Origin of the sequence: Neorhizobium sp. T25_13, from assembly GCF_002968675.1 — a bacterium.
GTDB classification, from domain to species: domain Bacteria; phylum Pseudomonadota; class Alphaproteobacteria; order Rhizobiales; family Rhizobiaceae; genus Neorhizobium; species Neorhizobium tomejilense.
In genome coordinates, this window is the sequence record NZ_PVBI01000007.1 from 158,139 (window position 1) to 181,630 (window position 23,492).

A 23,492-nucleotide genomic window follows, 5' to 3' on the forward strand; every position below is an offset into this window, starting at 1 on the left:
CGCCACCGAAGCCAGAGCCATGCCGCCAGAGTACCTCACGAATCAAACGGAAACTGCTGAGACGAACCTCGAACCCCTACCCGCGAGCGCGGTGGAAATACTGACCCACGCCGTGCGACAGCGCATCTTGTCGGGAGATTTCCGACCCGGCGAGTTCCTACGTGACGTGAAGATGTGTGAGGATCATTCGACCTCACGGCACACGTTCCGTACGGCAGCCCAGGTGCTCGTCACGCAGGGCCTGCTGCGTCAGATACCTAACCGCGGTTTTATGGTGCCTGAATTTGGCCCAGACGACATCGTCGATATCACGCGCATGCGCGGCGCCATTGAGGGCGAGGCCATTCGTCTGATCGTGTTGACCGGGGTCATCCCATCAGAGGCGCTGGAGGCGGTCGAGGTTATGCATACTTCAACGCTATCCTCCGACAAGTCACTGCTGGTGACTGCGGATAGAGACTTCCACCGGGCGATCATCGCCGCTAGTGGCAGCGCCCGGCTGAAGCGAACCTACTCAGGACTTGAAGGCGAGATCGAGCTTCTCCTCGTGCAACGGCAAGATTTCTACACCACTGCCGACGAAATGGCGGAAGAACACGAAAGGCTCATCAGCAGCTTGAGAAGCCGCCACTACGATACAGCGCGGGAGGCATTCAGAGAGCACTGGGAAGATCTCCAGATCAAATTGCTCGATCAACGCTGATGGGCCTGGCTGCGAATTTGTCAGTTCGGAAAGACAACCCGGGAAGGCGTCTGGGGATCTCCGCCCTTTGGCGCCATGTCTCAAGTAGCATGCGCGTTGGGCCGCCGGTTGATGGCATTGTAATCGAGGACAGTGACCCAGCGGCGTAGTCGAAGCGCGACGAGTTGTAAGAACCGTATCATAATCTGTTGCAACACCGGCGCCCAGCGTAGCGGAACTTGTCTCCGAACGATGTTACGGATCGGTTTCAGCCCGGCCTCTCTGCAGGAAAAATGGAACCAAACACGGCCGGAAATGCGATGGCCGTGTCTTTCGTTCCCCTTGGGGGACCGAGTAATTTCAATTTCACTTCTCAGTTTCGATATCGTCTGCGCCTCGTCGGGCGCTGCGGCCTGTTCAATCCCGCCGCTTGGCGATCAGGTCGTCAACCACCCCGGGATCGGCAAGCGTCGAGATATCCCCGAGCGCGCCGAAGTCGTCCTCTGCGATCTTGCGCAGGATGCGGCGCATGATCTTGCCGGAGCGGGTTTTTGGCAGGCCGGGTGCGAACTGGATCTTGTCGGGTTGGGCGATCGGGCCGATCTCCTGGCGCACATGCTTCACCAGCTCCTGGCGCAGCGCGTCATCACCGTCATGGCCGGCCATCAGGGTTACGTAGCAATAGATGCCCTGGCCCTTGATGTTGTGCGGATACCCGACGACAGCGGCCTCGGACACGAGACTGTGGGAGACTAGTGCCGACTCCACTTCCGCCGTGCCGAGCCGGTGGCCGGAAACGTTCAGCACGTCATCGACGCGGCCGGTGATCCAGTAATAACCGTCCTCGTCGCGCCGGCAGCCGTCACCGGTGAAATATTTACCCTTGTAGGTGGAGAAGTAGGTCTGGATGAAGCGCTCGTGGTCGCCATAGACGGTGCGCATCATGCCCGGCCAGCTGTCTGCGATGCAGAGGTTGCCGTCGGCCGCCCCTTCCAGCACCTTGCCTTCGTTGTCGACCAGTTCCGGTTTCACGCCGAAGAACGGTACGGTCGCCGAACCCGGCTTCAGGTCGGTGGCCCCCGGCAGCGGCGTGATCATGTGGCCGCCGGTTTCCGTCTGCCACCAGGTATCGACCACCGGGCAGCGCTTGTCGCCGACCACGTTGTAGTACCACTCCCAGGCTTCCGGATTGATCGGCTCGCCGACCGTGCCGAGCAGACGCAGGCTTGTCCGCGAGGAGCGTTTCACGAACTCGTCGCCGGCGCCCATCAGCGAGCGGATCGCCGTCGGTGCCGTGTAGAAAATGTTGACCTTGTGCTTGTCGATGATTTCCCAGAAACGGCCCTGGTCCGGGAAGTTCGGCACGCCTTCGAACATCAGCGAGGTGGCACAGTTCGCCAGCGGTCCGTAGACGATGTAGGAATGGCCGGTCACCCAGCCCACATCCGCCGTACACCAGTAGATGTCGCCGTCATGGTAGTCGAACGTATATTCGTGGGTCATCGCCGCGAAGACGAGGTAACCGCCGGTCGTGTGCAGCACGCCTTTCGGCTTGCCGGTCGAGCCCGAGGTATAGAGGATGAACAGCGGATCTTCCGCCTTCATCTTCGCCGGCTCGCAATGCTCCTTCACGGTGGCGATTTCCTGGTGGTACCAGAGGTCGCGCCCGGGCGCCCAGCCGGTCTTGCCGCCGGTGCGGCGCACCACCACGACCTTGTTGACGATCACGTGCTGGCGCGCCGCGATATGGATCGCCGTATCGGTATTGTCCTTGAGCGGCACCGGCTTGCCGCCGCGCACGCCCTCGTCGCAGGTGATCACGAAAGTGGACTGGCAGTCGATGATGCGGCCGGCCAGCGCTTCCGGCGAGAACCCGCCGAACACGACCGAATGCACCGCGCCGATGCGGGCGCAGGCGAGCATCGCATAGGCCGCTTCGGGGATCATCGGCATGTAGATGGTGACGCGGTCGCCCTTCTTGACGCCGTGTTTCTTCAAGACGTTGGCCAGCCGGCAGACCTGATCGTAAAGCTGGTTATAGGTGATCTTCTTGTCGATATAGGGATTGTCGCCTTCCCAGATCAGCGCAGTGCGCTCCCCATGGGTCTTCAGGTGCCGGTCGATGCAATTGTAGGAAACGTTGGTCAGGCCGTCCTCGAACCACTTGATCGAGACCTTGCCCTTGAAGGAGGTGTTCTTGACCTTGGTATAGGGCTTGAACCAGTCGATGCGCCTTCCGTGTTTGCCCCAGAACTTGTCCGGGTCCTCAACGCTCTCCTCGTACCACTTTTCGTATTTGTCCTTGTTGATAAAGGCGCGAGTCCGGATGGTTCGGGGCACGATGTATCGTTCGATGGCCACAGCTCAGCCTCCCTATTCTTTTGTTCGTGGGCATCGTTTCGCCGTTCAACGACGACCCTCGAGCCACTGTCGGCAGATGTCCTAACGCGAGCCGTCGTCTGGTTATAGTTTTCAACTACCCACACCGGTGGAACGAATCCTCGGCCTGCGGTCACGGATTGCCGCCTACATCATTTCCGGACGTTTGATCGAGGAGCCATCTGTGAAACGGCTTAATCTGTAGGGTGAGAGGTCAGTCATCGGCCTATCGTTCAGCACGATCTCACTCACCAGCCGGCCAGCCCCTGGGCCGATTGCGAAACCATGGCCACTAAAGCCCGCGGCAATCACGTAGCCGGACAGTCCCTCCACTTCCGAAATCACCGGAATGAGATCCGGAGAGGTATCGATCAGACCTCCCCAAGCGCGCTCGACCCCGATCCCCTTCAGCGCCGGGTATTCCGTTTCAAGGTTCTTCACGGCCAGCTTGACGAGCTCCCCATCGGGCGCGGGGTCCAGAATGCGGTTCTTTTCGAACGGCGAAATCTCGTCATTCTCCCAGTTGCCAATGGCGTCGGGGCCATTCCAGAAGCTGCTGTTAAGGCGGTACTTGAGCTTCTTGCCGATCTTGCTGCGATACATCTGGTAGAATTTGAGCGCGTATCGCATTCCACGCGGTGTGACGTCGAGCGTGCCATGTCCGGGTACAGCGATCGTATAGGAACCGTCAATCCGCCGCCGCATCACGAAGTTTGAACCCGATAGGCATCCTGCTTGAACAACCTCGGGCGCCGGGGTTGTTTTGATCGCTGTCCCGGCGATGTTCGCGACCGGAAGCTCTATTCCAAGTCGATGAGAAAAGCGGGAGGCCCATGCACCTCCGGCACAAACCACTGTGCTGGCTTTCACAAGACCCCGTTCAGTCCACACTCCTGTAACGCGGCCGTTTGCAACGTCGAGGCCCCGAACGGCACAGTTTTGATGGAGCGATACGCCGTTTTCCTTTGCTGCCTCGGCAATGGCCGGCACAGCAAGACTGGGCTCCGCTCTCCCGTCAGACGGAGACCAGACTCCACCGACCCAGGAGGACGTGCCGCCTGAGGCCCGTTCGTTGGTCTCGGAAGCACTGAGTATCTGGCTATGAAATCCTTGAAGGCGCGCCGTCTGGCCCCATTTTTCCCAGCGGGCGACATCCACCTGGTTCTTAGTGCAATAAAGTATCCCACTTCGACGAAAACCGAGATCGCGGCCGATCTCGGGGCCCAACTCTTCCCAGCGCCGCAAACTGTACATAGCAAGGGCTAGTTCATGGATGTCGCGGTTCTGTTGACGAACCCAGCCCCAATTGCGGCTCGACTGTTCGCCGCCAACGATGCCTTTTTCGAGCAGAGCAACGGACACCCCTCTGCGCGAGAGTTCATAGGCCGTGCAGGTACCAATAATTCCTGCGCCGATGACCGCGACGTCCACCTCGGTCGGAAAAGAGGCGCTGTCACTGACTTTTTGGACCTCGGCGGGCATAATTTTATTCCTTAAGGACATGTGTGAACGCCGTTATCTCCTATGGGAGCGTTGGGATTCACAATCGTTGTTCATCGAAAGCACGTGACGTTTCCGGCGCCTCGCCTATGGCGATCACCTCGAAACATGTTTCATCACCTCAGGAGCTTCGTCCGTTGGCGTTCCGGGTGCTCGTTTCCTCAGCTGTGATCAGCTCGAACATCGAACGCATCACGCAGTCCGTCGCCGATAAAGTTAAAGCTGGTGACCGCAATGGTGATGGCGGCACCAGGAATGATGGCCAGCCACGGCGCACTGTTTAGATACTGCTGCGCGCCATTCAGCATGTTGCCCCAGCTGGGCAGCGGCGGCTGGATTCCATAACCGAGGAAGCTGATATAGGCCTCCATGAGGATCGCCCGGGCAACGGTCAGAGTGGCAGCGACGATGATCGGACCGATGGCATTCGGCAAGATTTCTCGGAACATTATATGCGTGCCGCTCAGCCCCAGCATGCGCCCGGCTTGAACGAATTCGCGCTCGCGGAGCGACCGGACCTCGGCCTCGACAATCCGGGCGACCTCCATCCAACTGGAGGCTGCGATAACGACGGTAATCATGATCGGGCCGGGCTTCAGTGCTGCGGCGAGAGCAAGCACCAGAAAGATCGAAGGGAAGGATAGAAAACCATCCACTGTCCGCATTAGAATCGTGCCGATCCAGCCGCCACGGTATCCTGCGATGACGCCCACAAACGTTCCGATGAGCGTCGACAAGAGCATTGCCGAAAAGCCAACCAGTAGGGAGGTTCGTCCCGCCATGAAGAGCCGCGCGGCCACATCCCGGCCCAGCGGATCGGTGCCTAGATAGTGGTAGCCGGTCAGCGGCGGCGAAAATCGGGCACGTAGATCGATATAGAGCGAATCGTACGGCAGCAGGTGGGGACCTAAAACGCAAGCCAGCGTCAAACAGACGATCATCACCATTCCGAGCAGAGCCAGATGATGGCCCAAAAAGCGGTGTGTGGTTCGGCTGTTCCACCAGCGGTCCTGGCCCGATTTCGCAGCGATCGCGGTCATAGTGGTTGACTCCTTTTGTGCATCTTGTGGTGCGCCTAGCTCAGGCGGATGCGGGGATCGATGATTGCGACGACTATGTCGGTGATAAGATTGCAGAGAACGACAAGGATTGCGGAGAACATCAGCAAGCCCATGACAACCGGGTAGTCGCTATAGCCTAGACTATCCAGGAACAGTCGACCCATTCCCGGCCAGGTGAACACAGTCTCGGTGACCAAGGCGCCCGTTAGGACGCTGGGGAGCTGCATTCCAGCCAATGTGATCATCGGCAGCAACGCGTTGCCAACGACATGCTTCATCAAGATCCGGCGCTCGCTCAGTCCCTTCGCGCGTGCTGTCTTGACGAATTCCTGGCTGATAACGTCAAGCGTTGCGGATCGCATGTATCGACTCCAGATGGCGACATGGACCAAGGCCAGCACTATGCTCGGCAAAATCAGGTGGTGCATGTAATTTAAGGCCGAGCCATCCCCAATTGTGTACATGTTCCCGGCCGGCAGCCAGCCCAACTGGAGCGAAAACACGTAAATTCCAACCAGCCCGAACCAGAAGGTCGGGATCGACAGCGCCACCATTGCGCCGACCGTAGCGAGGTAGTCAAAGACAGAATACCGGTGCGTAGCACCGCGAATACCGATCCAGGTACCAATGGCGATCGCGATGATCGTGGAAGACCCCATTAGCAACAGCGTTGCAAAAAGGTGCCGTCCAATCACGTCCAGAACCGACGCACCGTCGCGGAAGGAATGGCCCCAGTCACCCTGCACAAGGCGCCAGGCCCAGTCTAGATATTGCATCCACAGTGGACGGTTGAGCCCCAGCTGTTCTTTCAGTCGGTTGAGGTCATCCTGGGTCATGCTGGGATCGAGTCCAAATTGCGCCAACGGGCCACCTGGGATCAGGTTCAGGACGACGAAGCCGATGACCGAAACGATCAGGAGAAGGACAAGGCTCTGGCAGAGCCGGTTAATCAGGAAGCCGCGCATTTAGGTCTCCTCATGACAACGTCAATAGATTGCCGCCGTCGCAATCCGCGACGGCGGCAGCGAAGGTCATCGCTTCCAATGCCATCCTGCAGCATGCCAGGAAGCTGTTCGAGTGTTGGCGTTAGACTCGGAGCCCTCTAGCCCTTCCTTGCGCCCGATCACATAGGTAGCGGAAAACAGCGGCAGAAACGGCAGGTCCTGCCGCACGATTTCCTGCACGCGAAGATAGATCGCGCGCCGTGCCTCCGGATCAAAGGTTTGGGCACCCTTTTTGAGCAGCGCGTCGACTTCGGGATTGGAGTACTGGCCGACGTTGGACCCCTTTCCGCCCTTCGCAACGATTGCGCTTGAATGCAGGCGGTTCGTTGCGTCCGGATCCGCTGCAATGAGATGGGCTACTCCGGAGATGGCCGAGTCAAACTGTGACTTAAGCCAGAATTCGCCAAACATGACTGCAGCTGGCAAATTCGATATGGTCATCTCGACGCCGATCTCAGCGAAGGTTTGCTGCAGGAATTGTTGCACCTGTTCCCGAAGATTATTGCCGGAAGTTGTTGAGTTGGCGAAGGCAAGTCTCACTCCATTCTTCCCCCGAACTCCATCCGGCCCCGGCAGCCATCCGGCTTCATCGAGGAGTTTGCGCGCGAGGTCGAGGTTGAATTCTTGCGCCGGCAGATCGGGATTGTAGTAGTAGGATTGCTGCGGCATGAAGGTCTCGGTGACGGTCCCGACGCCGTAGTAGATTGCGTCGATGATAGCCTTTCTATCGATCGCGGCATAAAGCGCACGGCGCACCGCCGGATCCTTGAATTGTGGCTTCTCAAGATTGAGATAGATCGACTCGACCGATGCCCCAGGCTGCAGCTTCACGACACGACGCGGCAGTTTGCTGGCTTCCTGGTAGTGATCAGCGGAAATGTATGCTTGGTCCGTAAGGTCGATATCGCCACTCTTGAATTGGGTGTAGAGTACCGTCATGTCAGGGATATATTTAAAGACGACCCGCTCGACATATGGGCCTTCTCCGAAATATTCGGTGTTGGCAACGAGTTCGATATGATCGCCTGCGATGCGCCGCGCCCACTTGAATGCACCAGTGCCGACAGGTGCCTGATTGAAGGCGGCCGCGTTAGGGTCTGCCTCTTTTTCCAAGATATGCTTGGGCACAATGAAGGTTTCGGCAAGAAACGACATGTATGGAGCGAAGACGCTCTCCATCCGCCAGGTGATCTCAGTCGGCGAGACCACCTTGATATCGCGGACCAGAGAATGCCCACCCGTGCGCCACGCGCGGAATTTCGGGTTGGTGATGAGTTCGAGAGTAAACTTCACGTCGTCGGCCGTGAACGGCTTGCCATCGTGCCAGCGGACGTCGTCACGCAGACGAATGCGCCACTGAAGGCCGTCCTGCGAGATCCCACCATTCTTCTGGCTTGGCACCTCAGCTGCTAGATTGGGCTGAAGAACGCCCTTTGGGTCGATTCGAAAAAGCGCATCAAAGACCGAGAAATGCACGGCATCATCGACCTCGATATGTGCCATCAGCGGATTGAAGACGGTGGGTTCCTGGGAAAGCCCGACGACCACGCGGCCCGACGGAGTTGTCGGAGGGGTTTGCGCATAAGCAGGCTTGCCGAGCAGGTTGGGTGCGACAAAGCTCGCGACGCTGCCCGCTGCCATCAGGCGCAGCGCGTCACGTCGTGAATAGGTGGATTTGGTCGTTAGATCTTTAGTCATGATTTCTCCTCCCGAGTGACGCTAGGCGCCGTAGCTCTCAATAGTTCGCAGCATTCATCCGAGTGTTTCTCGGCCGCTCTCCTGGAATGGCCGCTACCAGCTCACGCGTGTAGGCCGATTGCGGATTCAGGAAGATTTGAGACGGCGGACCGTGTTCGACAATCCGCCCCTTCTGCATCACTGCGATCTCGTCGCAGATCTGGCTGGCGACGCGCAGATCATGGGTGATGAAGATCATCGATACGCCGGTCTCTCGTTGGATCTGATCCAGCAGCTCGAGAATCTGAGCTTGGATCGACACATCGAGAGCAGAGACTGCCTCATCAGCAACCAAAAGTTTTGGTTTGAACATCAAGGCCCGGGCGATCCCGATGCGTTGACGTTGGCCGCCGGAGAATTCGTGCGGGTAGCGCCCGTAGGCGCCTGCATCGAGGCCCACATGTGACAGCAACGCTCGTGCTTCCTCACGCGCCTGGGAGTAGGACATCCCGTGCGCTACGGGTCCTACAGTCAGGATTTGTCCGATGGTGGACCGCGGGTTCAGCGACGCGAAAGGATCCTGAAAGATCATTTGGATTCGAGGCCGCAGCGGACGGAACTCCGATTCCGAAAGCTTGGCGATGTCGTGGCCCTCAAACAGGATGCGACCACCATCGCTGTCCTGAAGCTTGATCAGAAGCCTTCCTAGCGACGATTTGCCAGAACCGCTCTCTCCGACGACGCCCAGAGTGCGCCCATGCGCCAAGTCGAAGGAAACATCGTTCACCGCATTCACGACACGCTGGCCGCCGAACAGCACGCTGCCGCTTCGGTATGTCTTGGACAATCCCTCAACCTTCAAGATAGACCCCTTGCTGGCGGTCTCCTGGGCGACACGATCCTCGCCGGTCAGGCGCGGGACGGCGGCTATCAGGCGCTTGGTATAGGGGTGGGCGGGTGAATTCAGGACCTGCTCGGCGGTGCCTTGTTCGACAATACGCCCCTTCTCCATGACCACGACACTGTCGGCGATCTCTGCCACAACGCCGAAATCATGGGTGATGAACATCACGCTCATGCCTTTGCGGCGTTGAATGTCCCGGATCAGCTCGAGAATTTGCGCCTGGGTCGTGACGTCGAGTGCGGTGGTCGGCTCGTCGGCGATCAGGACGCTCGGTTCGAGCGCCAGGGCCATCGCGATCATCACGCGCTGGCGTTGGCCACCTGAAAGCCGGAAAGGGTATTGGAAATACATGAGTTCCGGATCGGGCAGACCCACTTCAGTCAGCAATTCGATGGCCCGGCTGCGCCGCGACGCCTTTGTGCCAACACCGTGTGCAGTCATGGCTTCCGTAATCTGTTCGCCCACCGTCATCAGAGGGTTGAGCGCCGACAGGGGATCCTGAAAAATCATCGATACGACCCGGCCGCGCATATCCCGCAGCTTTTGCGGCGACGCGTCGACGATGGCGGTTCCGTCAAGATGAATGGACCCCGACGAACACCGAATTATCTTCGGCAGGAGACCCATAATCGTGTTCGCCGTTACCGACTTGCCCGAACCAGACTCGCCGATAATGCACAGGATCTGACCCCGCTTGAGATCAAAGGAGATGTTTTCGACGGCGTGGGCTCGCTCCATGCCTTTTGGGAGGTCGACCGTCAGGCCGCGCACTGAAACTGCCGCGTCGCCTGCGTTAACAGCTTCTATTTTAGCGACCATCGATGCATCTCCTTTTCAACGCAGCATTTCATTTGCGATGTGTGTCGCGGCTCTAGGCATGCTGCCTCTGATTATCCTTCTTGGGGCACTGCATAGCTTGTACCCCTTGGACTACGGCCGCCGTTCGCTACCAATCTGGCCCCGAACCGTGATTAATATAAGCATTGGTCTTGCTATTGGTGTCAATATAGATCAAATTGGTTTCGAAAATAAATATTGGAGGGCGCATGAGCGTGATGCTGAAAGACTTCATTGAGGCGGAAGGTCTGGAGCCGGGGGATCGGCTGCCTCCTGAACGAGACTTGGCGCTGAAACTCGGGCTGCCACGCACCGCCCTTAGACGGATGCTTGGTGCTTTGGAGAAGGAAGGACGCCTTATCAGGCATGTCGGCAGAGGAACCTTTATCGCCGGGAGTGGCATGCGCTCAAGCGCCCTTCGTCGCCCGTTGAGCAATGAAGGAGACGCATTGCGTACCTATCCGGCTGAAGTTTTCGAGGCTCGGCTGATCATAGAACCAAAAATCGCCGCGTTGGCTGCGTTAAGGGCGACGAGGCAAGAAATCGAAGAAATGCAGAAATCGATCGGCCGAGGCAACTCCTCGGAATCGCTAAGCGAGTTCGAGAAATGGGACGCGGTTTTTCATCGCATTATCGTCGAAGCCGCGCGTAACGGTCTTCTTGCTTCCCTCTATGAAGGGATCCACGCAGTGCGCGCAGGAAATCTCTGGGGCAAAATGAAAGAACAATCACTGACCGCAGAGCGCATGAAGGCCTATATCACCAGCCATCAGGCAATTCTCGACGCGATCAAAGATCGCGATAGCAGAGAGGCTGAGCGAAACATGTACGATCACATCATAGAAGCCAGGACCAATATACTCGGTCCCAACTTATAAGATCCAATCGGGCGATTTGGTATTGAAAGCGTACGATCGCCGCATCAGTGCGACCGTCTCGGCCGCGATCCCGGCCGTCTCGTTAACCTAGTCGATGATTTTATCAGGAACCAGCCTCCGGGTAGCGAGTAGTAGAAGTTTCGATCTAGTTCTTGCCTGCCAATGGCCAAGCGGTGTTTGGAATCGTGGCCTGCTCAAATGGCGTTCCCGGATCTGACATGAGATTGGCCGGACGCGCGCGCTGGGCGCAATGGAGACGCAGAAACAAACCTGGCCCGCTTGTGGCGCGAACTCTGCACCACCTCCCCGATATTCGGTTCACTGGCTGGGGACGGTGAAGAGCCTAAAGTACGTCCGTCCGTCAGGTGTTGAACTGCTTTCGGAGCCAGAAGAGGAAGTTTCGTTTCCGAGCGTCGTCTTCGATGGGAAGGCGGCTCAACAGGATATATCTATACCCGTTGCTGGAGAATCCCCGCGGCGCGATCAGTTGTCCGCTTTTCAAAGCGTCGGTCACCAACGGCTCTGGACCAATCGCGGCGCCTAGCCCGGCGATTGCCGCCTCGATGCTTAAATAGAAATGTTCGAACACTTGGCTGGCGACGGGATTGGCATCTGGGATCTGACCGTCAGCGATATACCGCGGCCAAGCGTCACGACGGGTGGCCGAATGAATGCGTGGCAACGAGAGGATATCCGTGCTGCCTGTGACCAAGAGGTGCGGTGCGCACACGGGTCCAACGCGTTCTTCGACTACCGTTTCCACATAGATCTCCGGCGCCCAGGAGAAATCGTTCCTCCGTAGCGCAAGATCGACATGGCTCCTGTCGAAATTCACCGGACCGCCCGCGGTCAACAGGTGGACCTCGACATCTGGATGAAGCGCATTGAAATCCGGCAATCGAGGGATAAGCCAGCGTTGGGTGAACGTCGGTTCGCACGAGACCACCAGTGGTGCCGAAATCCCCACTCTGAGCTCATTGCAACAATCGCCAATGTTGCGGAACACATCACTCATCGTGGCAAGCAGGCGTCGTCCCGCCTCGGTGAGGAAAACGGCCCTGTTTCGTCGTTCGAACAAAGCTACTCCCAGATCTTCCTCAAGCGAGCGGATCTGCCGACTGATGGCACTGTGCGTAACACACAATTCATCGCCGGCGCGGCTGAAGTTTAGATGACGTGCTGCGGCCTCAAAGGCTCTGAGGGTGGACAGAGAAGGTAGTCGTGCGGCCATATCTGTAACCCCGAGGAACGGATATCTGTTCGAATTCATCGTTTTTTCGTCAGAAGTAATAGCGCTAATATCATCGTCGTTCGACAGAAACCTGACGAGTAGCGATCATGAAGGTAGGAATTTTAGCCGATGATCTGACTAGTGCAACCGATGGCGCTGCGCCATTCGTGAGCATGGGGCACAGATGTATTGTGTTCGCCGATCATCGGCAAACGCCACCGGAAGACGTCGCAATCATCTCAGTGAACAAGAGAAGCCGCACAGCATCCTTGGAGGACGCTACCGAACGTGCGGCATGGGCGGCAAAAAGCCTGGCGTCGGCCGATGTCCTCTACAATACCGTGGATTCTACCATTCGCGGCCACCTTGAAGCTGAGATAGCGTCCGCACTCGCGGCTTCCGGTCGGTCGCTGGCGGTTCTTGCTCCGGCCTTTCCCGATGGTGGGCGGACCACCGAAAAAGGGCGTCAGCTTCTCCACGGCGTGCCGTTGGAAGAAACCGAGTTCGCAAGAGATCCCCTTCATCCCGTGAAGGACTCGGATCTTCGCGCTCTGTTTCCAGGTATCCCAGAGACGGAAGTCCGTTATCTCACGCTTGCGAAGGTTCGGACATTGAAGCCGGGTGATTTGGTCGCGGACGGCCGGACACTGGTGATTGCCGATGCGGTGATGCAGGATGATCTGGTCCTGCTGGTGAGATCGGCTGCGGATCCAAAGTCAATCCTCTGGTGCGGCTCTCCGGGACTGGCGAGCGCGTTGGCAATCTCTGTGGCTCCGGCCGATGACACCGCACCATCTTCCCTCGCGGCATCGGTAAACCTCTTCGTCGTCGGCAGCGTCAACCCACGGAGCCGCGAGCAATGCTCAAAGCTGATAGGTACCGGCAATGTCAGGCAAATCACAATCGACGCTGCGGAGGCGTCGCGCTCTCCCATATTGGCTGCCCAAAACGCTATTGGGCAACAAGACCAATCTGCGTCCAGTGGAGACATCCTTCTGACAACATCTGAGGGCGACACGTCCGCTGATCCGCGAGCGATCGCGATCGCTCTTGGCAAGGCAGCACGCGCGATCATGAAGCGTCATCCCGTGACAGGAATTCTCCTGACCGGCGGGGACACCGCTGAATCCATTTTAAGGGAACTTGAAGTCGGTTCGCTGGAGCTTCTAGGCGAGATCGAGCCCGGAGTTCCGATCGGACGCGTAACCGGTTCGAATCCGATTGGCATCATCACGAAAGCGGGTGGCTTCGGCTCACCGAATCTTCTGCTGAAATCAGCCGAAGTGCTTCGCGGCCTATGGCTTGGAGATAAGAAATGAAGAAACCAATTGGAATAACTATGGGCGATCCCTGCGGGATTGGCCCGGAAATTGTCGCGGGCGTTTTCGCGGACGGACTGCCGGAGCGAGCGGTGGTGATAGGTGACGCCAGGGTAATGGAACGCGCTGTCCGAGCCCTCGATCTGCCTCTTCAGGTGCAGCGCGTTGAGTCCCTCAGTGACGCTATTCTAGACGGCAAATTCATAGCCGTTCTCAACGTCTCCGATCTGCCCGACGATCTACCCATCGGTCAAGTCGACGGGCGCGCTGGCCGAGCCAGCTACGACTACGTCGTGAGAGCGGTGGACGAAGCACTGGCGGGCAATATTGGGGCAATCGTTACCGCGCCGATCAACAAGGAAGCAATGAAGAAGGGCGGGCTCAGCTATCCCGGCCATACCGAAATTCTCGCAGAACGGTCCGGGACCGACACGTTTGCGATGATGCTGGCAAACGACGAACTGCGTGTCATCTTGGTTACGATCCACGTCTCGTTACGCGATGCCATTGAGCTGGTGACACAGGATTCTGTGCTCAGAACGATCGAGTTCGCGCACTGGGCAGGCAAGGCCTATGGTGTAGCTTCGCCCCGCGTTGCCGTCGCCGGCCTCAATCCCCATGCCGGTGAAAACGGCATGTTCGGACGCGAAGATCTCGACATTATTGCGCCGGCGATCAGCCGAGCTCGGGAGCTTGGCATAGATGCATCCGGTCCGTGGCCCGGAGACACGGTTTTCATGCGGGCACGCAAAGGCGAGTTCGATATCGTCGTTGCGCAATATCACGACCAGGGTCTCATTCCGGTCAAGTATCTCGGCATCGACAACGGCGTCAACGTTACTATCGGTTTGCCCTTCATCCGTACCAGCGTTGATCACGGCACCGCATTCGACATCGCGGGCCAAGGTAAGGCCGACCATTCCTCTCTTCGCTACGCCTTCGATCAGGCACTGCTACTCAACGCAATCTAGGAGCGCTTTCGATGTCTCGGACTTCTCCCTCATTCATATTCATGTTGACCAATCAGGACAGGACTGTTGCCGACGCGGCTGAGCGCGTTAAGGATGTGCTTGGCGCCGGCATCACACATGTGGGGTTCAAGGATATTGGCTTGCCATTCGATGAACTTGTGGACCTTGCTTCAGCAATCAGGGCAGCAGGTGCCACGCTCTACCTCGAAGTCGTCAGCCTCGACGAGGAGAGCGAGCGACAATCTGCGCGGGCCGCGCTCGAACTCGGCGTCGACGTCTTGATGGGTGGAACCCGGCCGAATGTCGTTCTGCCGCTTATCGCAAGCAGGAACATCCGCTACTATCCGTTCCCTGGCAAGATTGAGGGTCATCCAAGTAAGCTCGAAGGAACGATCGATACGATCGTAGAAAGTGCTCGCCAATTGTCGGCAATCGACGGCGTCAGCGGTCTCGATCTGCTTGCTTATCGCTTCGACGGCGATGTCGAGGCGCTTATGACCCGGGTGTGCGAGGCCGTTGAAAAGCCAGTGGTTGTTGCCGGTTCGATCGACAGCCGCGAAAGAATGGCTGCCGTGGTACGATCTGGTGCAGCAGGGTTTACCATCGGAACGGCCGCGTTTAACGGGGCTTTCTCAGGTAGTTCCAATCTCCAGTTCGAGATCGAGACCGAGATTGCCGTCCTTGAGCGAATTAACGCCAACCAAGGCTATTTACACCAGCATCATTAATTCGCACCTGAATGGACCCTTCGCAGAGCATTAATTTTCGCCGGTATGGTTTGGCGATAAAATGAAATCCGAATGGGAGATCGGGCGCATGTATCTAGCGACAATCAATGCGCCCGACGCCGTCTGGTGGCCAGACCTGGATCGAGATGCTGGAACGCACCTTCTGGTTCCGGACGCGGACCGGATTGGCAGGCAATTTACGCGGCTCAAAAGCCGGCTCGACGGCCTGAGGCGTGTCGCTTCGGCCATCTGAAGACCGGAACCGCGGCTGATCTCGTCGGTGTGACCGCTTGTATCGCCGGGCAACCAATTGGCCTCGCCTCGACCAGGTTTAGGTAGCACGGCTGGGGACGTCAGTCCGGCTCGCTCCGTCGTTCCGGTGCCCGAACTTCACTACGGCTATCTCGTCGAAGTCGATGCGATCGCCGAGCTCACCGAAATGCTATTACCCGAAAACAATTCCGACTAACAACGCAGGTCAGACTCCATGTCACCACTCCTCAAACGCATACAAAGCGACGAAGAGCTTCCCGCGAAGGTGGACGTCGTCGTCATCGGCGGCGGCATTATCGGCGCGTCGGCGGCATTTTGTCTCGCAGAGCGGGGGCTGTCCGTTGCGTTGGTGGAAAAGGGCTACGTCGGTGGTGAACAATCGAGCCGAAACTGGGGCTGGTGCCGTCGGCAGAATCGCGATGAGCGCGAATTGCCGCTCTCGGGCGTTTCCATGCAGTTATGGGACCAGCTGTCCGCCAAAATCGGCGAAGACGTCGGCTTCCGCCAATGCGGTCTGTTTTACGCGACAGATGACCCAAAGCAGCTGGCGGAATGGGAACAATGGCTGGATATCGCCCGGCAATTCAACGTCAACACGACGATGCTGAGCCCACGAGAAGCGCATGACAGAATCCCGGCGGACGGCCGCCGGTGGCTCGGAGGGGTCCACTCAGTCGACGATGGCAAAGGTGAACCGGCCATTGCCGCGCCGACGATCGCCAACGGCGCACGCAAATTTGGCGCGACTGTCCACCAGGAATGTGCGGCACGGGGCCTTGATATCGTCAATGGTGCAGTCGCTGGAGTGATCACTGAAAAAGGGCTTATCAGGTCGCAGGCCGTTCTGAACGCTGGCGGTGCGTGGACATCCTTGTTCTGCCGACGGTATGGCGTTGATTTCCCTCAGGCAAGCGTTCGTCAAACTGCAGTGCGTACGCGGCCGACAGCCAATCTAGGCGAGGCGATCTATACTCCGGAGTGCTCGTTGACGCGCAGGTTGGATGGCAGCTACACGCTCGCCATCAGCGGCAGGGCGACCCTGGATCTCACGCCGCAAGGCCTGCGCTACGCGCGCTGGTTCATGCCGATGTTTCTGAAACGACTGAAAGCAGTCCAACTCGGCGTCGGCAAATCCATGTTCCGTGGCCCGGAGGCCTTTGCAAACTGGAACAATGATACGCTTTCGCCTTTCGAGCGGATCCGCGTTCTCGACCCGACGCCGAGCCGCCGGACGGTCGCAGCTATTTTGAAAGGTGTGACGGAGCAGTTTCCTGCACTGGCGGGGATCGAAGTCGCCGACAGTTGGGGCGCCTACGTCGATTGCACGCCAGACGCGGTTCCGGTCATCTCGCCGTCTGACCATGTGAAAGGTCTCTATTTGGCCGCTGGTGGTTCCGGCCATGGCTTCGGTATTGGCCCGGGTATCGGTCGCCTAGCCGCTGACCTGATTGCCAACGATAAGCCTTGCGTTGATCCCACGCCCTTCCGCCTGTCCCGGTTCTTTGACGGTTCCAGAGTCGAGGTGGGAGGGCTCTGATCGTGCCGAGCCGGCGGGAATCTGGGCACAGAGCACCTACTGGAAACACTCTTAACGTCTCGTAGGAGTGGCAGCAATCAGCATCTACTCCAGTGTCCCGAACACTTCCGACGTTTGGATGCTCTCTACCCGAGCACGGTCCGCCGGGTCGAGGATGTGTCGGCGGTCATCCTTGCAGGATGGGTCGAAACTGGGAGCCACAACCAGGCCCCCCGCGCATCCAAGGAGCTATTTGGTTGCTTAGGGAACAATCAGGGGAATATCAGCTTCCCAAGGCGGAGAAACGGCCGATTCACAACCTGACAACTTGAGGTTACGATTCGACGTCGGGCGTCTTGCGGGCCTCGCAAAAATGCACTGGTTTCGCACCAGGTATAACGACCGACGGTTAACCCACGGTCAGCCAATCGCCTGGCTCGCCAGGCAGAAAGTCCGACTTGGCGATATGCTGGACAGACGCTTTGCACCCCGAACCATTGCAACGACCCCACCCTCGCGGGGGAGTCCCCAGTCTTGGAGCACCGACGACAGGCCGCTCTGTTCGGGAATGTCAATTCGCACGAAGCGTCCTTCCTTGCCGGAGAGTATAAAGGAGATCAAATCCCTCGCCTGGTTAAGATTCGCTGCAACTACCGGACCGATGACTTCGCCCATCCCGAACAGCCCCGTGGCCGCGAAGGCAACGATACCCTCCTCGTTCCGGATGGCGGCGAACGTACCCTCCTTCGCCAGGATGTTGTACAGGGCGTCGCGGTCGGCGCCGTAAGCTGCCCGATCAAGCGCTTTGATTGCCGGGATGGCTTCCGGCCCGACCGCTTCAATATTTTCAGGGGCATCAATCCGAGCAACGACACCCTGATGGCGGGAGATTTGATGCGTCGCAACGAACCCCAGCTTCTCGTATAGGGGCAAGCCATCATTTGTGGCCGTCAAACGGCATTCGCGTTCCCCAGCAAGTTCCATTGCTGCGGTGGTCAACTGTCTACCCAGCCCTTGCCCGCGCTGGTTTTCGTCGACAATGATCATATTGATGGTCGAGCATGTGTCGCCGAAGGGAGTCATGAGAGCTGTACCCACCACTAGATCACCTACGAGGGCAACATGTCCCTCGCTCAGGGACCATATCATTTCCCAGTCTTCTCTTCGGTGCGGCCAACCCGCTGCAAGCGAAAGCGCCAAGGCACCATCCAGATGGTGAGCCTCGAAAGGCGCAAGAGTGTACGCTTCGGTTTGCATGGGTTGATCCATTTCATTGATCTCTAGTTCCCGTTGGAAAGATCGAAGGCACGCGTTTCCAATGCCGGGGTGGAGTCTCGAAAGTTCGCGCTGTATCCAGACGATGCCAACGTACCAGCCGCTATTAGAAAGATTTCGGCTGCAAGCACGAGCCGGGATTGAAAAGGTGATGGGCAGCTGGCCGCCCATCCTCTTCCGGATCAGCCGATCGAGAGCTCTGACTGCCAGATCGATCTGTTCCCACCATTGAATAGGGCGACAATCCACCTGCAAAAGGCTTCACCCGCTCCTTTGATCAGGTGACTGTGACGAAGATTTTTCGCACTGTTTCGATTGTTTTCCAAACCCCGACGTAACCGGGCTTCATCACGAAGCTGTCGCCCGCACGATAAATGATTGGCTCCTTACCCGTCTCGGTCAATTCGATCACACCATGAAGGAGATAGCAAAACTCGAAGGTTTCGCCCTTGATGGAGTGCGTTTCTCCGGGCGTCGCCTCGAAGACGCCGGTATTGACTCTGCCCTCCTTCGCTGTGTCCTGCAACCAGGTCTTGAAAGCGGGGCTGCCCGCGATGAGGCGATCCGGCTCGGCGGTTCGATGTTTTGGCTCAAACGATGGATCCGGGTCAATGGTTTTGAGTAAAGACATTGCTCTCTCTTTCTGGTTGGAGCCATGCGAGTCATCGTTGGATGACGGCTTCCGATCGACTTCGCCACGATACATCGAGCCGCGACGACCTGCCTTGATCGCCGGGACCTACCACGTCGCGGCGATGTACTTTGCTTCGAGATATTCCAGCATACCGTGATGACTGCCTTCGCGTCCGAGGCCGCTCTGTTTCACGCCGCCAAACGGCGCGGCAGCGTCGGAGACGACACCGCGGTTGATCCCGACCATGCCGCTTTCCAGGCGGCCAGCGACCGCAAGAGCGCGCTTGAGGTCCCGGGTGAAGACATAGGACACCAATCCATATTCGGTGTCGTTCGCCATCCGCACAACATCGTCTTCGGTTTCGAACGCAATGATCGGCGCAACTGGCCCAAAGATCTCTTCGCGAAGTATCTCAGCATCGGGAGAGACGTCGGCCAACACGGTCGGCGGATAATAAAAACCAGGGCCGCTGAGTTTGGTACCACCGCTCACGATACGAGCTCCCTTGGCAACGGCGTCGGTCACCAGGCCATCTATCTTGGCGACCGCAGCCTGGGTGATCATTGGCCCGAGCTGGTTGGCAGGTTCCAGTCCCGGCCCGACTTTGAGCGTCGCCATCTCTTCGGCAAACCGCCGTGTAAAATCTGCCAGAATTCCCTTCTGCACGTAAAATCGATTTGCGGCGGTACAGGCTTCGCCGCCGTTGCGCATCTTGGCAATCATTGCACCGGCGACAGCCGTCTCAAGATCGGCGTCGTCGAATACGATGAAGGGCGCGTTACCACCCAACTCCATTGAGCAGCTGATGACCTGATCTGCGGCTTCGTGCAGCAATATTCGACCGACATTTGTCGAGCCCGTGAACGAGAGCTTGCGCACCCGCTTGTCGTGCAGCATCGCGCTGACGACGGGGCCCGACCTCCTTGTTGTCACAATGTTGACTACACCGGCCGGAACGCCTGCCTGCTGCATGATCTCGCCAATTGCCAGCGCAGTCAGTGGGGTCTCCGCTGCGGGCTTGAGGATGCATGTACAGCCTGCGGCCAGTGCTGGAGCGATCTTGCGGGTCGCCATTGCTGCCGGAAAATTCCACGGCGTCACCAGTATGGCAATACCGATCGGCTCGTGGGTCACCATGATCCGGTTTCCACCTGCCGGCGCAGGCCCGAGTTCACCGGGCGCCCTGACGGCCTCTTCCGCATACCAGCGGAAAAACTCAGCCGCATAGGTGACTTCCGATCTCGCGTCCGGAAGCGACTTGCCATTCTCAACCGTGATCATTCGCGCCAGCCGTTCTGCCTGATCATGCATCAGGTGGAAACACTTCATGAGAATGTCCGAGCGCCGCCGCGGCGGAATTGCCTTCCAGCCCGCCGCGGCCTTTTCTGCCGCGTCGACAGCGGCAATTGCTTCCGGGACGTCGCCATCAGCGACTGAGGCGAGAACCTCTTCGGTCGAGGGATCAATGACGTCGAAGGTCCGGCCCCCTTTTGCGGAGATCCATTCACCATCGATGAACAGCTGGGTGGGGACGCCGACTACTGCAAAAGCCGCCTGGGAAGGCGCGGCGCGGGAACTCTCATGTGTCTCATTCGTTTTCACGTTCAGCACCATTCACTACCAATCGGGTTCATAATGCGATCAATATAGGATTGGTTTTGGTATTGGTGTCAATATAGATCAATTTGGTCGTGAACATTTTGTGCAGTTTTGGTTTTCTGATGACCCCGGGAAGCCCGAGTTCGCCGTCCCAAATCGTGAAAACCCGTCGGGCCCAAATGCGGTGACAGCGCGAACCGCGGGTAAAAAGCGGCGGCAAATTGCAGGACGAATGGGACAATTGAACGTGACGAAAGGCGAATGAATCATATTTGGTTCACGATCGGCTGGCATTTACAAGTGCGTCCCTGGAATAGTCGGCGGAGCCGTTCAAGTTTCCACTAATGCCATATGCAGCAAAGACTAATTACCCTGGCCGGCAGTCAAAGGGCAAGACGGCAGTGGACTGAGCATTGTGAGCTGCAGATTGGTCTGTTTGCTCTGTTCCGACTGAGTGATCCGCCTCTGATAATGTGCGCGTAAATCGCTTCATCGGAGGAAACCATATGGAAACGTACAACATCGCTCTCATTGGATTTGGTGGCGTCAATCGCGCGCTGGCTGAGCTCATCGCGACGAAAAACTCGCTGTGGGAGCGGGATCTCGGTTTCCGCCTGAATATTGTTGCTGTCAGCGACCTCTATCTCGGCTCCGTGATTTCACCAAACGGCCTCGACGCTAAGACGCTCGTTGAAGCGAATTTCGCAAAGGGCGGCTTTGGCGGTCTCTCTGGCGGCAGCGCGGAAGCGGACAACGCGACGGTCATTAATACCGCGCCGGCGGACATCGTCGTGGAAGCAACCTTCACAAACCCGAAGGATGGCGAGCCGGCTGTTTCGCACTGCCGCTGGGCGCTCAAGTCCGGCAAGCATGTGGTCACCACGAACAAGGGGCCAGTCGCACTCGCCGCCCAGGAGCTGAAGGCTCTTGCTAAAGCAAACCGCGCTCATTTCGAGTATGAGGGCTCCGTCATGAGCGGCACACCGGTCATCCGGATGGCAAAAAATTGCTTTGCGGGCGCAGAAATGAAAGGGTTCGAGGGAATCCTGAACGGCACCTCGAACTTTGTCCTCGGCCGCATGGAGAGCGGTCTCGATTTCGCCAGCGCTGTCGCAGAAGCCCAGGCGCTCGGATATGCCGAAGCCGATCCGACAGCCGACGTAGAGGGTTTCGACGTTCGCCTCAAGGTCGTGATCCTCGCGAACGAGCTGCTGGGGGCAAACCTCCAGCCGGAGAAAGTCTCCTGCCAGGGAATATCAGGCATTTCACGTTTCGACATCGAGGCAGCGGCAACGGCGAATAGCCGTTGGAAGCTGATCGGATCTGCCGTTCGCAATGCTGACGGGACGGTAACGGGCAGCGTTTCTCCCAGGCAGCTTCCGCTCGAGCATCCGCTCGCCGGCGTGAACGGCGCCACCAATGCGGTATCTCTTAACACCGAGCTGCTCGGGTCTGTCACGGTCACCGGCCCGGGTGCTGGCCGGACTGAGACCGCCTATGCCTTGCTGTCGGACATTGTTGCCATCCACCGCGCCCAATCAGGCAACCTCGCGAAGGAGGCTGCGTGATGCCCAGCGCTGCCGTGAATAAAAAGACCTCTTTAGACGAGATCATCGTCAGCGATCCCTTCGACGGCAGCTTCGTAGGAACGGTGTCCGAGACCACTGCAAACGCGGTATACCAGTTGCTGGAGAGCGCCAAACGTGGGGCGCAGATCGCCCGGTCGCTCCCTCGTCACCGGCGTTCCGCAATTTTAGAAAAGGCTGCAGCGACCGTGGAAGCCCGTCAAGAGGAATTCGCGCTCCTGATCGTGCGGGAAGCCGGCAAGACAATAACCCAGGCGCGCAAGGAGACGACTCGGTGTGTCAACACCTTGAAGCTCTCTGCGGAAGAAGCCAAACGGAACGCCGGCGAAGTCATTCCGTTTGATGCCTATGCGGGATCCGAATCCCGTCAAGGCTGGTACACTCGAGAGCCACTCGGCATCATCACGGCGATCACGCCTTACAATGACCCGCTTAACCTCGTGGCGCATAAGCTCGGCCCCGCGATCGCCGGCGGCAATGCTGTACTCCTGAAGCCCTCGGAGCTTACGCCTCTTTCGGCGATCAAGCTGGTGGACGTGTTGGTCGAAAGCGGCCTGCCGGATGAGGTGATTTCGGTGGCCGTCGGCGGCGCGGACTTGGGCAAGGCGCTCGTTTCAGCCAAGGAGGTTCGAATGATTTCCTTCACAGGCGGTTTTGCAAGCGGCGAGGCCATCGCAAAATCTGCCGGCATCAAGAAGCTCGCGATGGATCTCGGTGGCAATGCACCAGTTATCGTGATGGAAAACAGCCAAATCGACGCCGCTGTCGAGGATTGCGTGTCAGGTGCTTTCTGGGCGGCGGGCCAGAACTGCATTGGTACCCAGCGGATTTTGGTCCAGCGCCCGATCTATGAACGGTTCAAGACGGAGTTTGTGGCTCAGACCCTCAAGTTAAAGACAGGTAACCCGATGGAAGGTGACACTGACATTGGCCCAATGATTTCCGAAAAGGCGGTAAACCGCGCAGCTGCCATGGTCGACCGCGCGATTGTTGCCGGCGCGACGCTGCTTTGCGGTCACAAGCCCTCCGGCACCCTTTATCCTCCGACCGTGCTGGAAAACGTGCCGGCGACCTGCGACGTATTAAATGAAGAGGTCTTTGCGCCGGTCGTCATCCTGCTGCCGTTCGATCACTTGGATGAGGCGATACAGCTGGCAAACAGTCCGGAATACAGCCTTCAGGCTGGTATCTTTACCAACGATCTCGCCGCGGCGCTTGACGCCGCCAAACGGATCGATGCCGGAGGTGTCATGATCAATCAGTCGTCCGACTACCGGTTCGACGCGATGCCCTTTGGCGGGTTCAAATATGGCAGCATGGGACGCGAAGGCGTCCGTTTTGCCTACGAAGACATGACCCAGCCGAAGGTCGTCTGCATCACCATGCTGCAGCGTTGACCGGCACCGTGGCCCATAAGCCCATTTTTCACATCCGGGAG

At 58.1% G+C, this 23,492-nt stretch carries 18 protein-coding genes; 8 read left to right on the forward strand and 10 right to left on the reverse strand.

Annotation, left to right across the window (positions count from 1 at the left end):
- Positions 1-19 precede the first annotated feature (19 nt).
- Positions 20-703, forward strand: coding sequence for a GntR family transcriptional regulator (locus C5J22_RS18050; RefSeq protein WP_105405432.1), 684 nt, complete (start codon positions 20-22; stop codon positions 701-703).
- Between the two features lie 396 nt (positions 704-1,099).
- Here the strand turns inward: C5J22_RS18050 and acs are convergent, their stop codons facing one another.
- From acs to C5J22_RS18080, 6 genes are all read right to left on the reverse strand, one after another.
- The gene (gene acs / locus C5J22_RS18055) at positions 1,100-3,043 is read right to left on the reverse strand and encodes an acetate--CoA ligase (RefSeq protein ID WP_105439329.1); all 1,944 of its coding nucleotides are present in this window, start codon (positions 3,041-3,043) and stop codon (positions 1,100-1,102) included.
- A gap of 165 nt (positions 3,044-3,208) precedes the next feature.
- Positions 3,209-4,543, reverse strand: coding sequence for an FAD-binding oxidoreductase (locus tag C5J22_RS18060; RefSeq protein ID WP_105439330.1), 1,335 nt, complete (start codon positions 4,541-4,543; stop codon positions 3,209-3,211).
- A gap of 179 nt (positions 4,544-4,722) precedes the next feature.
- Entirely contained in the window at positions 4,723-5,601 is an 879-nt protein-coding gene (locus C5J22_RS18065; RefSeq protein ID WP_105404697.1) for an ABC transporter permease, read from the reverse strand.
- Positions 5,602-5,636: 35 nt separating this feature from the next.
- On the reverse strand, positions 5,637-6,587 hold the full coding sequence (locus C5J22_RS18070) for an ABC transporter permease (RefSeq protein ID WP_105404696.1): 951 nt from the start codon (positions 6,585-6,587) through the stop codon (positions 5,637-5,639).
- A gap of 66 nt (positions 6,588-6,653) precedes the next feature.
- Positions 6,654-8,324, reverse strand: coding sequence for a peptide ABC transporter substrate-binding protein (locus tag C5J22_RS18075; protein WP_105439331.1), 1,671 nt, complete (start codon positions 8,322-8,324; stop codon positions 6,654-6,656).
- Positions 8,325-8,361: 37 nt separating this feature from the next.
- The gene (locus C5J22_RS18080) at positions 8,362-10,026 is read right to left on the reverse strand and encodes an ABC transporter ATP-binding protein (RefSeq protein ID WP_105439332.1); all 1,665 of its coding nucleotides are present in this window, start codon (positions 10,024-10,026) and stop codon (positions 8,362-8,364) included.
- A 227-nt stretch (positions 10,027-10,253) separates the two neighbouring features.
- Between C5J22_RS18080 and C5J22_RS18085 the strand changes: the two genes are divergently transcribed.
- The gene (locus C5J22_RS18085) at positions 10,254-10,922 is read left to right on the forward strand and encodes a FadR/GntR family transcriptional regulator (RefSeq protein WP_105404693.1); all 669 of its coding nucleotides are present in this window, start codon (positions 10,254-10,256) and stop codon (positions 10,920-10,922) included.
- A 361-nt stretch (positions 10,923-11,283) separates the two neighbouring features.
- On the opposite strand, the gene C5J22_RS18090 is transcribed toward C5J22_RS18085, so the two are convergent.
- Positions 11,284-12,192, reverse strand: a complete 909-nt coding sequence (locus C5J22_RS18090; protein ID WP_172746685.1) for a LysR family transcriptional regulator — start codon at positions 12,190-12,192, stop codon at positions 11,284-11,286.
- Between the two features lie 68 nt (positions 12,193-12,260).
- On the opposite strand from C5J22_RS18090, the gene C5J22_RS18095 reads away from it, so the two are divergent.
- The 4 genes from C5J22_RS18095 (at position 12,261) to C5J22_RS18115 (ending at position 16,981) form a co-directional block, all read left to right on the forward strand.
- A complete protein-coding gene (locus C5J22_RS18095; protein WP_105439333.1) occupies positions 12,261-13,472 on the forward strand; it encodes a four-carbon acid sugar kinase family protein in 1,212 nt (403 codons plus the stop codon).
- The gene (gene pdxA, locus C5J22_RS18100; protein WP_105439334.1) at positions 13,469-14,443 is read left to right on the forward strand and encodes a 4-hydroxythreonine-4-phosphate dehydrogenase PdxA; all 975 of its coding nucleotides are present in this window, start codon (positions 13,469-13,471) and stop codon (positions 14,441-14,443) included. Before C5J22_RS18095 ends, pdxA begins: the two co-directional genes overlap by 4 nt.
- Positions 14,444-14,454: 11 nt before the next feature.
- Positions 14,455-15,171: a 4-hydroxythreonine-4-phosphate dehydrogenase gene (locus C5J22_RS18105; protein WP_105439335.1), complete on the forward strand. Its 717-nt coding sequence runs from the start codon at positions 14,455-14,457 to the stop codon at positions 15,169-15,171.
- Positions 15,172-15,658: 487 nt separating this feature from the next.
- Positions 15,659-16,981 carry an FAD-binding oxidoreductase gene (locus C5J22_RS18115; protein ID WP_105439336.1) on the forward strand — a complete coding sequence of 441 codons (1,323 nt, stop codon included), beginning with the start codon at positions 15,659-15,661 and terminating at the stop codon, positions 16,979-16,981.
- 399 nt (positions 16,982-17,380) lie between these two features.
- Here the strand turns inward: C5J22_RS18115 and C5J22_RS18120 are convergent, their stop codons facing one another.
- From C5J22_RS18120 to C5J22_RS18130, 3 genes are all read right to left on the reverse strand, one after another.
- Positions 17,381-18,229 (reverse strand): GNAT family N-acetyltransferase, encoded by an 849-nt coding sequence (locus C5J22_RS18120; protein ID WP_105439502.1) that lies wholly within the window; start codon positions 18,227-18,229, stop codon positions 17,381-17,383.
- 283 nt (positions 18,230-18,512) lie between these two features.
- Positions 18,513-18,866 carry a cupin domain-containing protein gene (locus C5J22_RS18125; protein WP_105404685.1) on the reverse strand — a complete coding sequence of 118 codons (354 nt, stop codon included), beginning with the start codon at positions 18,864-18,866 and terminating at the stop codon, positions 18,513-18,515.
- Positions 18,867-18,974: 108 nt separating this feature from the next.
- Positions 18,975-20,483: an NAD-dependent succinate-semialdehyde dehydrogenase gene (locus C5J22_RS18130; protein WP_105439337.1), complete on the reverse strand. Its 1,509-nt coding sequence runs from the start codon at positions 20,481-20,483 to the stop codon at positions 18,975-18,977.
- Between the two features lie 491 nt (positions 20,484-20,974).
- On the opposite strand from C5J22_RS18130, the gene C5J22_RS18135 reads away from it, so the two are divergent.
- Positions 20,975-22,036: a homoserine dehydrogenase gene (locus C5J22_RS18135; protein WP_105439338.1), complete on the forward strand. Its 1,062-nt coding sequence runs from the start codon at positions 20,975-20,977 to the stop codon at positions 22,034-22,036.
- On the forward strand, positions 22,036-23,451 hold the full coding sequence (locus tag C5J22_RS18140; RefSeq protein ID WP_105439339.1) for an aldehyde dehydrogenase family protein: 1,416 nt from the start codon (positions 22,036-22,038) through the stop codon (positions 23,449-23,451). Before C5J22_RS18135 ends, C5J22_RS18140 begins: the two co-directional genes overlap by 1 nt.
- Positions 23,452-23,492: the final 41 nt, after the last annotated feature.